The 11,883-nt window shown below is 37.1% G+C and carries 11 protein-coding genes; 5 read left to right on the top strand and 6 right to left on the bottom strand.

Annotation, left to right across the window (positions count from 1 at the left end; genetic code table 11):
• Positions 1–261 precede the first annotated feature (261 nt).
• From ACFOOI_RS14875 to ACFOOI_RS14855, 5 genes are all read left to right on the top strand, one after another.
• A complete protein-coding gene (locus tag ACFOOI_RS14875; protein ID WP_379838797.1) occupies positions 262–1,005 on the top strand; it encodes a glycoside hydrolase family 11 protein in 744 nt (247 codons plus the stop codon).
• A gap of 121 nt (positions 1,006–1,126) precedes the next feature.
• Positions 1,127–1,957 carry a formylglycine-generating enzyme family protein gene (locus ACFOOI_RS14870; protein WP_379838796.1) on the top strand — a complete coding sequence of 277 codons (831 nt, stop codon included), beginning with the start codon at positions 1,127–1,129 and terminating at the stop codon, positions 1,955–1,957.
• A gap of 42 nt (positions 1,958–1,999) precedes the next feature.
• Complete coding sequence (locus ACFOOI_RS14865; protein WP_379838795.1) at positions 2,000–2,107, top strand: GNAT family N-acetyltransferase; 108 nt, start codon at positions 2,000–2,002, stop codon at positions 2,105–2,107.
• Between the two features lie 402 nt (positions 2,108–2,509).
• The gene (locus tag ACFOOI_RS14860; protein WP_379838794.1) at positions 2,510–5,155 is read left to right on the top strand and encodes a glycoside hydrolase family 3 N-terminal domain-containing protein; all 2,646 of its coding nucleotides are present in this window, start codon (positions 2,510–2,512) and stop codon (positions 5,153–5,155) included.
• Entirely contained in the window at positions 5,119–5,505 is a 387-nt protein-coding gene (locus ACFOOI_RS14855) for a serine hydrolase (protein WP_379838793.1), read from the top strand. The genes ACFOOI_RS14860 and ACFOOI_RS14855 overlap by 37 nt, the downstream gene beginning before the upstream one ends.
• Before the next feature lie 167 nt (positions 5,506–5,672).
• Here ACFOOI_RS14855 and ACFOOI_RS14850 read toward each other — a convergent pair whose 3' ends face one another.
• From ACFOOI_RS14850 to ACFOOI_RS14825, 6 genes are all read right to left on the bottom strand, one after another.
• Complete coding sequence (locus ACFOOI_RS14850) at positions 5,673–6,143, bottom strand: LytR/AlgR family response regulator transcription factor (RefSeq protein WP_379838792.1); 471 nt, start codon at positions 6,141–6,143, stop codon at positions 5,673–5,675.
• 220 nt (positions 6,144–6,363) lie between these two features.
• Positions 6,364–6,903: a hypothetical protein gene (locus ACFOOI_RS14845; protein WP_379838791.1), complete on the bottom strand. Its 540-nt coding sequence runs from the start codon at positions 6,901–6,903 to the stop codon at positions 6,364–6,366.
• A complete protein-coding gene (locus ACFOOI_RS14840) occupies positions 6,900–8,177 on the bottom strand; it encodes an adenylosuccinate synthase (protein WP_379838790.1) in 1,278 nt (425 codons plus the stop codon). The genes ACFOOI_RS14845 and ACFOOI_RS14840 overlap by 4 nt, the downstream gene beginning before the upstream one ends.
• A gap of 21 nt (positions 8,178–8,198) precedes the next feature.
• Positions 8,199–8,675 carry a Fur family transcriptional regulator gene (locus ACFOOI_RS14835; protein ID WP_379838788.1) on the bottom strand — a complete coding sequence of 159 codons (477 nt, stop codon included), beginning with the start codon at positions 8,673–8,675 and terminating at the stop codon, positions 8,199–8,201.
• Positions 8,676–8,798: 123 nt separating this feature from the next.
• A complete protein-coding gene (locus tag ACFOOI_RS14830) occupies positions 8,799–9,344 on the bottom strand; it encodes a hypothetical protein (protein ID WP_379838787.1) in 546 nt (181 codons plus the stop codon).
• 17 nt (positions 9,345–9,361) lie between these two features.
• Positions 9,362–11,638 carry a RelA/SpoT family protein gene (locus ACFOOI_RS14825; protein WP_379838786.1) on the bottom strand — a complete coding sequence of 759 codons (2,277 nt, stop codon included), beginning with the start codon at positions 11,636–11,638 and terminating at the stop codon, positions 9,362–9,364.
• Between the last annotated feature and the right edge of the window lie 245 nt (positions 11,639–11,883).

The raw sequence follows: 11,883 nt of genomic DNA, 5'->3' as shown, positions 1-11,883 counted from the left end.
GTGTCTCGTTTGGGACACTGTTTTTTTTTAAAAAAAAAGATATCCTATTTCTACCCAAATATCCACTCCATAGTTGATTCTAAAACACAAAAGTAACATTTGGGATAGTTGTTAAAACAAGTAAAAAAAGTTTTTTAGGGTAATCCCTAATTGTGAATTCAAGTATGTGGAATACGTTTGTGCCAATAAAATTATATTAATTGTTAAAATAGTTTTATTAAATCAAAACATTTCAATCTTAATTTTTAAACATTCACAATTATGAAAACAAACCATTCTATTGGTGCCAAAGTGTTAAGCTGCTCGGCAGCATTTCTAATGATTTTCACAAGTTGCTCCAAGGAAGAAACTGAAAAAGTAAATCCTTCACCTAGCACCGCAACTAGCAGAGACCGAGGTGCCAGATTAAGCAATGGAACAGGCACAGACCACGGATTTTTCTATACACTTTATACCAGTGGTGGAACTTCCGATTTAACATTTCCCAATGCTAACACTTATGCGGGAAACTTTCAAATAGATTACACAAATGTGGGTGATGTAGTTGGCGGAAAAGGGTGGAAACCAGGCTCATCGAGAACCATTAATTACAATGTGGGTTCGATTAGTGGAAGTTACAATTTTGTGGGAGTCTATGGCTGGACCAAAAGCCCGCTAATTGAGTATTATGTAGTAGAAAAAGGAAACATCCCATATGCCGGCGGTAGTGGTGCAGATGCTGGGCGTGTTGTAAATACAATAAGTGCAGATGGTCATACCTATACTTTTGCCAAGCACAAGCAAATTAACCAACCAAACATTACAGGTGTTAATGGCGATTTTTGGCAATATATCGACAATTGGGGTGGTCAGTCATTTAATGGAAGTAAATCTATAAACATGACCACGCATATTAATAACTGGAAAAGTAAAGGTGGACAAGGATTTGGAAGCTATGACTATCAAGTGTTTGGATTAGAGGCATTTGGAAACAAATCGGGTTCTATAAATGCCACAGTTTGGTAAGTTTTAGCATTTTAATCTATATTTTATATTGCCTGACTCGTGTTATGTGAGTCAGGCATCTTTAACCTTTCTTTTGTTTAATATTCTGTTTTTTTCTAAATACTACCTATCCTTATTTTCAATGAAATACCAGTTTTATATTTTGTTTCTTTTTCAAGTCGTATTCTTAATTTCTTGCAAACAAGAAAGCAAAAATGAAGAATTGATATTGGTAAAAGGCGGAGCTTTTAAAAACAGTAGAACTAACTTTTCCGGTTCAAATATAACTATCCCAGATTTTTATATTGGAAAACATGAAGTTTCACAAAAAGAATGGAACGAGATAATGGGAAAAAATCCCTCAAAGTTTAAGGGTGATAACCTTCCGGTAGAGACCGTTACTTGGTATGACTGCATAGCGTTTTGTAACAAAAAAAGCCAAAAAGAAGGGCTAGTTCCATATTATACCCTTGACACGACTAAAACAGACTTAGAAAAAAAAGACGAAAAAGACAATCTCAAATGGCTTGTAGGCACCAATCAAGGAGCAAATGGTTATCGCTTACCTACTACCATAGAATGGGAATATGCCGCTAGTGGCGGACAATTGAGTAAAGACTATATTTATAGTGGAAGCAACGATGCGAAAGAAGCAGGTTGGTTTTATGCCAATTCAGGCGATAAAGAATTACTTGGTTTTTGGAATTGGTCTGAAATCCAAAAAAACAACTGCAAAACAAAACCTATAAGCAGCAAAATCTCGAATGAATTAGGCCTATTTAATATGTCAGGAAATGTAAAAGAATGGTGTTATGGCTGGCACGCACTAGAGGGTGAAACGGTAAAAGAACGCCCATGGAAAGGTGGCGGATGGGCTGGGGCAGATTTTTGCACCGAAATCGCCTACGAAGGTAGCTACGTGGGCAATTCCAAAGGAGAAGACCAGGGCCTGAGGCTTTGTAAAAACAAATAACCCTACACTGAAAACTCATCTTCAAAATATGAAATAAAATCATTGATATATTTTTTCAAAGAAAGCCATAGAAGAAAAGGCCTTGGCAAAGAAATGGTGCAAAAAATAAAAGACTTTGCAACCGAGGTGAAGTATAAAACTATACAATAATAAACTCCAATTTTCAACGAAAGAACAGTCGCCTTTTGCCTAAAAATAGGCGATAAAGCGAAGAAGAAAAAAAAGAACTTAGTGATACTAATATTCAAGATTCTAAATAGCTATATGCTAGGTAACATATAAATGGATACTCAACCCAAAAATCCTAAAAGCTATATAAGCATAAACAAATTCTAATTATTTCATCAAAAAAACATATCCCGCTTCCCGATTAGCCATAAAATCCTGCATTTCTTTTCTTTAAAAGATAATATTGTGCTTTTTTGCAAGTTAAACTTATACTTAGGGAGCTTAAGTATTTTTGCCCCCGTTTTTGACTTTGTTTTTTGATTATCTATCTCAAAAACTTTAAATTGAAAAAAGTGTGTTTTAAAGGTAATTCAAAAATTATTTATGCTGATCGACTTAACATTCAAAAAACTAATCCTCAACACTTCACTGATCCTGATTTCAGGCTCTTTCGTATCTAATACTGGCATACTTTCCTTCGAAAAACCCGCTCCAAAAAAAATAATAGTTACGCCAGCACCTTCTCAAAAAGAAACCGCTGAACAAAAATTTGCAAGAGAGCGTGAGATATGGGTAAACACCGTAATGTCAGAAATGACCCTCGATGAAAAAATTGGGCAATTATTTATGGTTTCGGCATATTCAAACCGAAGCGAGGCCGACTATGCCAAGCTTGAAGAACAAATAAAAAGACTTCACTTGGGCGGTGTTATATTTTTTCAGGGAGACCCCATAACACAAGCAATGCTTACTAATAGATATCAGGCCGCGTCTAAAACGCCCCTAATGATAGGGATAGACGGCGAATGGGGATTAGGTATGCGTTTAGACAATTCTGTTTCGTTTCCCAAAGCCATCACTTTGGGTGCCACCCAAGACCCCGAACTAATGGAACGCGTGGGTGCGGAAATCGGTCGACAATGTAAACGAATTGGTATAAATATCAATTTCGCTCCGGTTGCTGACTTAAACTCTAACCCAAAAAACCCCGTAATTAATTATCGCTCTTTTGGAGAGTCAAAAACCATTGCTTCGGGTATGTTGAGGGGGTTTAGTGCAGGCATGAAAGAGCAAGGAGTAATGGCGTGTGCCAAGCACTTTCCTGGTCATGGCGACACTGAGGTAGATTCCCACCGCTCGCTACCCGTACTTGATCACAACAAAAAACGCTTAGACGACATAGAAACCTATCCTTTCAAAAAGCTGTTTGCTGACAGTATAGGCAGCGTAATGATTGGTCACTTATATGTGCCCACGCTGGAGTCTCAAGCAAACACACCGGCTAGTGTTTCTAAAAAAATAATAGATGGATACCTTAAGGAAGAGCTCAAATATAATGGTCTAGTATTTACCGACGCTCTAAATATGCGAGGACTTTTGCGTTATTATCCAATTGGTGATGCTGAAGTAGAGGCTTTTAAGGCAGGCAACGACGTTTTGCTGCAAACAGCCAATGTTGAAGTTGCATTTAACCGAATTAAAGAACGACTTTTAGACAGTACTATTTCCGTAAATGACCTTGACTTTAAAGTAAAAAGAATTTTACAATCGAAATTTTGGATGGGTTTAAATCACTATACGCCTGTAGATTTAAAAAACATCCAATATGACATCAACAATGCCGAGTCGGAAAATCTGATTGCTGAAGTCTACGACAAGGCCATTACGGTAGTAAAAGACTTTGACAACTTGCTTCCAATCAAGAGCTTGACTCAACTTTCGTATGCGTCAGTGGCCATTGGAGCCAAACCTGACAATGAGTTTCAGAAAACTCTTAATTTGTATGGCCCAATAAAGTCATATACCATGCCATTTAAACCCACAAAATCTAGTGAATATGCGTGGCTGTCTGACGAAGCGTCTAAACACGACTTGGTGATTTTTAGTGTGCACGATACGCACAACCTTAACAGCCGTGATTTCGGAATTACCAAAGAAACCATTTCTTTTATATCAGAAGTAGCCAAGAAAACTCGCGTAGTGGTTTGTGTTTTTGGAAACCCATATAGTTTAGCACTTTTTAACGATTTCGAAACGCTTATGTGTGGTTATCAGGATGAAAAGTGGGCTCAAATAGCTGCTGCAAATGTAATTTTTGGAGTAAATTCATCTGCAGGAAAAATACCCGTAAATACGCTCTCGTCAGATGCAAAACTAAATGACGGCATCAAAACTTTAGCTTTAGGAAGAATAGGTTTTGATGGTTCTTCAGGACAAAATATCGATTTAAATAAACTTGGAGAAATAGACTATATCGTAGGTCAAGCAATTAAAAATGGGGAATTTCCAGGTTGTGAAATACTAGTGGCCCAAAATGGCAAAATACTGTACAACAAAAACTTCGGAAACCTGCGTTATAATTTTAACGAAAGCGTAACCGACTTCGTGTCTTATGATATCGCTTCTTTAACCAAAGTATCGGCTACATTACAGATAATAATGAGGCTTTATGATCAGAAAAAACTGGATCTAAATAAACGCGTATCGGAATATGTGCCGGAACTTAGAAACACTGACAAACAAAACATCACAATCAAAGAACTCTTGCTTCACGAGTCTGGATTAAAAGCATTTTATCCTTTTTGGAAAAAAACGGTTTTAGAAAAAGACGCTTTCAACCCTGCTTATTATAGCACCTCTGACTCCACGAACCAAATGCTTAAAGTGGCCGAAAACTTATATATCATTCCAACTATTCAGGATTCGGTGCTGAAGTGGATCGTAGAAAGTCCGCTTAGTACTTCCAAAAAATACGTGTATTCTGACCTTGGGCTATTATTACTTCAAAGGGTGGTAGAAAACATCAGCCAAAAGCCACTAGACCAATTGGTTGACGATTCGTTTTATAAGCCATTAGGAATGATAAACACGGGCTATAATATTTATAAAAAGAAGCCCAAAGAAAACATAGCACCAACCGAAATAGAGCAGTTATTCAGAAACAGTGCCATATGGGGTACCGTTCATGATCCCAATGCCGCCCTCTTGGGGGAGTGGCTGGCCACGCAGGTTTATTTTCTAATACCATAGACCTTGCTAAGCTTTTCCAAATGAACCTCAACCGAGGTACTTATGCGGGAAACAGCTATTTTTCGCCTAAAACCATCGATTATTTTACCGAGGATCAATCAAGTCAAACGCATAGAGGATTGGGCTGGAACAAGCCAAAAGACAATGACGGCAGCGTGTCCGAATACGCAAGCGACGAAACCTATGGACACACCGGATTCACTGGTACAGTGGCTTGGGTAGACCCTAAAAAGGATTTGATTTTTATCTTTTTAGCGAACCGCGTGTACCCTTCAAGTACCAACAATAAGCTACTGGCAAACAAAACTCGTAAGCGAATTCACGATGTAGTGTACCGAGCTATGAGATAGACAAAGAAAGGCTTTCGAGATAACACTCACCTAAAGTTAATATTTAATGCTGCTATTTGTTCTTTATAGACCCCATAGCAATTGGCACAAAAAAAATGAAGTGCTGTATAACTGCACTTCATTCCTAGTAACCCAAAAAGTAAAAATTAACGTTCAAGTGTATTTTATCAAGACACTCTAAGTTTAGTCTTCATTCTGATAGTTGAGCTTACATTTTTACCAGAAGCAGTCAAGAATTTCCTGTACTTTCTTCTGAAATCCGCAGCTTTTCTACGAGAAATATTAATTATTTCGTCATCAAGGAATAACTCTCCTCCACGACAGTTAAATTGTAAATCGTCTACATAATCGAAATTTACGATGTAAGATCTGTGAGGTCTAACGAAATTAGAAACTCCTTTTAGTTCATCTTCAAAAATTCCGAGTGTTTTAGAGCTGATAATTTCTCTACCATTTTTTAATTTAAAAATAGTATAGTTTTTAGCACTCTTTAAATATATGATATTGTTAAGATCAATTAAGTTCTTTTTTCCGGCTACTCTCATCTGCATTTCGGTCTCAGTTGAAAGTACACCTACTGATGGGAGTCTGAATGAGCTGGTAACTACCGCTGCTGGTTTTGTGTATAATAATTTCATGTCTTAAATCTTTTAGGAAAGCTTTTTAATAAATTCTTGATGCAATATACACCCCCCTATTCCTTAGTTCATAGCCAGATTCGATAACTGGTATTGTTTTTTAGATAAGTGGAGGAGAAATTTTTGTTTGCTTATCAAAAGGGGCAAAAAAGATCAAAAAACTGATTATTCGGTCGTAGAATAATTTGAAAATAACCCGAAAGGATACCTTTCGCTAATTTTAATTGATATCAAAGACAGATTTGAGTAAGCCCCAAAGTATCTTCTTCTCGTCATTTTGGTTGAGCTGAATCTTGTCTATTTGTTCTACTATCAGTATTTGTTTGCTACCGATAGGTATTATCTGATTAAGTTTCAGAGGATGATTAAGTCCGATTTTACGTAAGTTTACGCCAAAGCTTATAATCTTCTCGCTGCTCGAACTCTCAAAGTTCACCATTTGGTTTTGAAGTTTCAATACATCAAACAGCTCAACGTTTTTTATATCAAAATTTACTGCTGCCAATACTTTGGTCAAGAAACCAATTTGAGGTTCGGTAAAGCCATTTGCCATTACTACCACTTTAGACGTCAAAACTACATCTTGGGGTGGCATTGGTGCTTTGGGAGCTTCCGTATTGAGTTGTTGTGTTGGTTCCTTTACTACGTTTTGTATTACTTCTTTAACCATACCTAAGTCAGAAACACTTTCTGGGCCAGACTTATCCAGCACAAAAAGTGTTTCATTCCCAAAAAGATATTGAGCTAAAGGTTTGTTCATAATTCAGATACTCTCGTCATAGTTGCAGTTCTGTCTGGGCCAGTAGAAACATACGTGATAGGCACCTGAACTTCCTGCTCCAAAAACGCCGTATATGCTTTAAGGTTATCTGGCATTACATTAAAGTCTGTGATTCCTTCTAATGAAGCCCCCCAACCTTTAAATGTCTTGTAAATAGGCTTAATGTCCATGTCGCAGATATCAAAAGGAAGCTCCTCAGTGATAGTACCATCTGGTAGCTCATAGTGCGTACATACTTTTATTTCATCAAAAATATTAAGCACGTCCACTTTCATCATCACTAACTGCGTTACGCCATTTAGCATGATTGAATATTTTAGAGAAGGTAAATCTATCCAGCCACATCTACGCGGTCTTCCGGTAGTGCTACCAAACTCTCTTCCTTCCTTTCTCATTTTTTCGCCATCTTCGTCAAATAACTCAGTTGGGAATGGACCCGACCCTACTCGTGTGCAGTATGCCTTGAAGATTCCATATACCTCACCGATTTTAGAAGGAGAAACACCTAAACCAGAGCAAACTCCAGCTGCTGTAGTGCTTGAGCTCGTTACAAATGGATATGATCCAAAGTCAATGTCAAGCAATGAACCTTGAGCACCTTCAGCCAAAACTCTCGTGTTGTTTTTAAGGTTTTGGTTAACCAAATATTCGCTGTCTACTAAGTTGAAGCCTTTAATAAACTCAACTGCAGAAAAGAAGTCGGCCTCAAGTGGAGCCAAGTCATACGAAAAGTCTAAAAACGTTAGTATTTGCTTGTGTGCATCTACTAGTTTTTGATATTTCTCGCTAAAGTTAGGCGACAAAATATCACCTAGTCTAAGTCCTTGTCTCGAAATTTTATCAGAATACGTAGGTCCGATACCTTTCAGCGTAGAACCAATCTTTTCTTTTCCTTTAGCGTTTTCATAAGCCGCATCTAAAATCCTATGTGTAGGAATAATGATCGACGTCTTCTTTGAAATAAATAGGTTTTTCTTAAAATCGATATTGAAGTCTTTTAATCCATCAATTTCTTTTCTAAAAATAATTGGGTCTAAAACTACCCCATTACCTATAATATTAATACAATCATTTCTGAATATTCCAGAAGGAATTTGGTGCAAAACGTGTTTTTTGCCATCAAACTCTAAAGTATGACCGGCGTTAGGGCCACCCTGAAACCTTGCCACTACTTTGTAATCTGGAGCGAGTACGTCTACAATTTTGCCTTTCCCTTCGTCACCCCATTGCAAACCCAATAAAATGTCAACCATTAATGTTTGTACGTTAAAATATTAGTTACTTAATTCTTTTTTGTTTTCACAATTTTCTCGCTTACAGTTTCCATAAAATATCAGCGAATGATGCATCACCTCAAAACCCAAAAACTCCCCTACCATATTCTGAATGTTTTGAATCCTTGGATCACAAAACTCCAAGACCTTGTTACAGTCCATACATATGAGGTGGTCGTGCTGCTTAAATCCGTATGATTTTTCGTATTGAGCGAGGTTTTTACCAAACTGATGCTTCGTAACCAGGTCACACTCCACCAATAGATCAAGTGTATTGTAAACGGTTGCTCTACTTACTTGGTATTTTTTGTTTTTCATAGAAATGTACAAGTCTTCCACATCAAAGTGGTCGGTTCGATTGTATATTTCCTCTAGAATGGCAAACCTTTCGGGTGTTTTTCTTAGCTGCTTATTTTCGAGATATGCAGTGAATATCTGCTTCGCGGCTTGAAAATTTTTGTTATTGTCAGACACCATGGAGTTTAAGGCCCAAATCAGCGTTTTTATTGAACTGCAAAATTAAGGGTTTTAGTGGTAGAAAAAATCTATTTTTAAAATTTGTTATCTCTGCTCGATTTTTATAACAGGCGTTTTTGATTTTTACAAACCATAAACAAGGCCAAAACCTCCTTCAGGGGTTATTCCGAGCGAAAGCTTAGAAACATTACGTTCCTTACTTTTGGCATTGTTAAATAAATCTACGGAGGTTTGCTTAAATTCATTTCCATATTCCATAACGCAGATACCCACCACAAAAACTCCTATACCGCCTATCAATTGTGTTATTGACCTTTTGGTATAGTTTACCAACTCACCATCTACATAGACTTGCTTGGGCACACCTTTTATGGCATCATATCCAATGTATAAACCTCCAGCTATAATCGGTGGGCCGGCAAATACCATAATACTGCCTCTTTTATATAGTCTGTTTGACTTAAAGTAGTTGTTTGAGCCGTAGGTAGCCTTAATAGTGCTCGGACTAAGTTTTATGCCTTGGTTATAGATTTTAGTATCAAATACTTTTCTTACAGCATATAAGCTATCTAACTCCCTTAGCTGTTGAGCATTTGCATTTTCAACAACTAAAACTAGTGTTAAAAGCAAAACACCAAGTGCCTTTATGTGGTTTATCGATTTTTTCAATTTTTAAAATTTACGTTTCAATTTATTTCATCTGCATTTGCTCTTAGCACCGAATTCATGCCGTCTATTTCTGATAATTTATTCATTAAAACATCCAAATGTACGGTATCAAATACATAAACTTTAATTTTTCCTTCGAAAATTCCATCATAGGTTTCTACCGAAAGGCCTCTCATGTTAATGTGCAGTTCGCTCGAAATCACTTTTGAAATATCTTGGATCATCCCTACCCTGTCTATTCCAGCTAGGTTTATGGTAACCAAATATGACTTTTCGATCTGACTGGCCCATCGTGCCTTTATTACACGGTTGCCATAATTTGACAATAACTGCTGAGCATTGGGACATAAATTTCGGTGAATTTTTATGCCTTCATTTATGGTTAAAAAGCCAAAAACATCATCGCCCGGAATTGGGTTACAGCAGCGTGCAAGGGTAAAGTCTATCTGCTGCATGTCATCGCCAATGAGCAGCGTGTCGTTTCCTTTAACTTTCTTTATCTCCTTTTCAAATGCCTTAGCATCTTTAAAAGCCTTCTCGTCTATAACAATCTTTTTCTGACGATTTAAAATCGCATCCTTTTCTTGTTTAAACTTCTTTATTTCGTCGGGTAAAATATATCCTTTCCCAAAGAAATAGAACAGTTCGTTATAATCTTTTTTGTTAAAATAAGCCCTTAATTGATTAAAAACCTCGAGGCTACTTTCTAAGCCCAAATGTTTCAGTTTTTTGGTAATTATCTCTTTTCCATCTGTAACATACCCTTTATTTCCTTCTTTTAGAAGGTCTTTAATACGGGCTTTTGCTTTAGAAGTAACCACAAACCTAAGCCAGTCTTCAGAGGGCTTTTGATTTTTTGTAGTCAAAATTTCCACTTGGTCGCCATTTTGCAAAACTTGACTAATAGGTACCAAGTGGCTATTTACTTTTCCGGCTGTGCACTTTCTACCTATTTCAGTATGAATGTCAAATGCGAAGTCAAGCACAGTAGCTCCCTTTCTCAATACCTTTAAGTCGCCTTTTGGCGTAAACACAAAGACCTCTTCGTTGAACAAGTTACTTTGAAAATCCTCCAAAAACTCTATGGCGGAGTTGTCTTTGGCGGCCAAAGTGTCTCTTACTTGGTTAAGCCACATATCTAAAGGTTTGTCAAGCGAAGTATCTGCTCCTTTGTATTTCCAGTGGGCTGCATATCCCTTTTCGGCAATTTCATCCATTCTTTCCGAACGAATCTGCACCTCGACCCAAACACCCGAATTGCTCATAACGGTAGTGTGAAGCGACTCATAGCCGTTTGCTCTCGGAGTAGAAATCCAATCTTTAAGCCTGTCGGGGTTTGGCTTATACTCATCTGTAACGATAGAATATGCCTGCCAGCAAGATGCCTTTTCTTTCTCTTTTTCGTTGGGAGAAACACCTTTTAAGATAATTCGGATAGCAAAAAGGTCATAAATGTTTTCGAAGGCGACGTTCTGCTTGGTAAGTTTTTTCCAAATAGAGTATATGTGTTTAGGCCTTCCTTTGATATAAAAATCTAAACCTGCCGCTCGTAATCTCTTGGAAATCGGACGCATAAAACTATCTATCAAACGCTTTCTAGAAGCTTTTGAAGAGTTTAGTTTTGATGAAATATCTTTGTAAATTTCTGGTTCAGTGGTTTTAAGATATAAATCCTCAAGTTCAGACTTTATTTGATAAAGCCCTAGTCTATGAGCTAATGGAGCATAAATATAGATGGTCTCATGAGCTATTTTGAGCTGTGAGTTACGGGCCATACTGCCCAGCGTCCGCATATTGTGCAACCTATCTGCAAGTTTTATCAGAATAACTCTTACATCTTGCGAAAGCGTAAGAAGCATTTTTCTAAAATTTTCGGCTTGGGCAGACTGCGTTTGCTCAAAGTTCTCGGCTATTTTGGTAAGGCCATCTATAATCTGCGTAACCTTAGGACCAAAGTCAGCGTTGATTTCCTTTAGTGTAATATCTGTGTCTTCCACTACATCATGCAGCAATGCACACACAATAGAAGTAGGCCCAAGTCCAATTTCTTCCACACAAATAAGAGCCACTTCTAAAGGATGATAAATATACGGTTCGCCAGACTTACGCCTCATTTCTTTATGAGCTTCCATAGAAATAGCGAGGGCCTTCCTTATTATTTTAGTATCGCCTTCTTTCAAAAACTCCTTAGCACTTTTAAGAATCCTTCGATACCTTTTGGTTATCTCTTTCTTCTCGGCTTCGTTATAATATTGTATTTCTTCGCTTTGGGTTTCTTCTTTCAAATTTTCCATAGTTGTATCTCCGCTTTTAAAGCCCCTTATTCTTCTGCTATATCCTTTTATAAAAATTATAAAAAAAACACTTGTGTAAACATAAACAAAGATTTTTTAACGACACAAAAATCCTTGGGCTTTAAAGTAGCTATTTTTTATAATTACAAAAAAACAAAAAGTAAGCTAATGCTAGTAAAAACAGGCAAAAACGCACCTTTGGAAAAAAAATTAAAAAATTATGAAAAATTTCTTGCTAGATATTT

This window comes from Lacihabitans lacunae (genome assembly GCF_042649125.1).
In the GTDB taxonomy this organism is placed as follows: Bacteria; Bacteroidota; Bacteroidia; order Cytophagales; family Spirosomataceae; genus Leadbetterella; species Leadbetterella lacunae.
The sequence above is the reverse complement of the archived record's forward strand: the minus strand, read 5'-3'. Positions and strand labels throughout refer to the sequence as shown.

Excerpts from the sequence above, each read along its gene's own strand:
- ACFOOI_RS14875 (WP_379838797.1), top strand. The coding sequence starts at position 262 with ATGAAAACAAACCATTCTATTGGTGCCAAAGTGTTAAGCTGCTCGGCA.
- ACFOOI_RS14870 (WP_379838796.1), top strand. The coding sequence starts at position 1,127 with ATGAAATACCAGTTTTATATTTTGTTTCTTTTTCAAGTCGTATTCTTA.
- ACFOOI_RS14860 (WP_379838794.1), top strand. The coding sequence starts at position 2,510 with ATGCTGATCGACTTAACATTCAAAAAACTAATCCTCAACACTTCACTG.
- ACFOOI_RS14850 (WP_379838792.1), bottom strand. The coding sequence starts at position 6,143 with ATGAAATTATTATACACAAAACCAGCAGCGGTAGTTACCAGCTCATTC.
- ACFOOI_RS14845 (WP_379838791.1), bottom strand. The coding sequence starts at position 6,903 with ATGAACAAACCTTTAGCTCAATATCTTTTTGGGAATGAAACACTTTTT.
- ACFOOI_RS14840 (WP_379838790.1), bottom strand. The coding sequence starts at position 8,177 with ATGGTTGACATTTTATTGGGTTTGCAATGGGGTGACGAAGGGAAAGGC.
- ACFOOI_RS14835 (WP_379838788.1), bottom strand. The coding sequence starts at position 8,675 with ATGGTGTCTGACAATAACAAAAATTTTCAAGCCGCGAAGCAGATATTC.
- ACFOOI_RS14825 (WP_379838786.1), bottom strand. The coding sequence starts at position 11,638 with ATGGAAAATTTGAAAGAAGAAACCCAAAGCGAAGAAATACAATATTAT.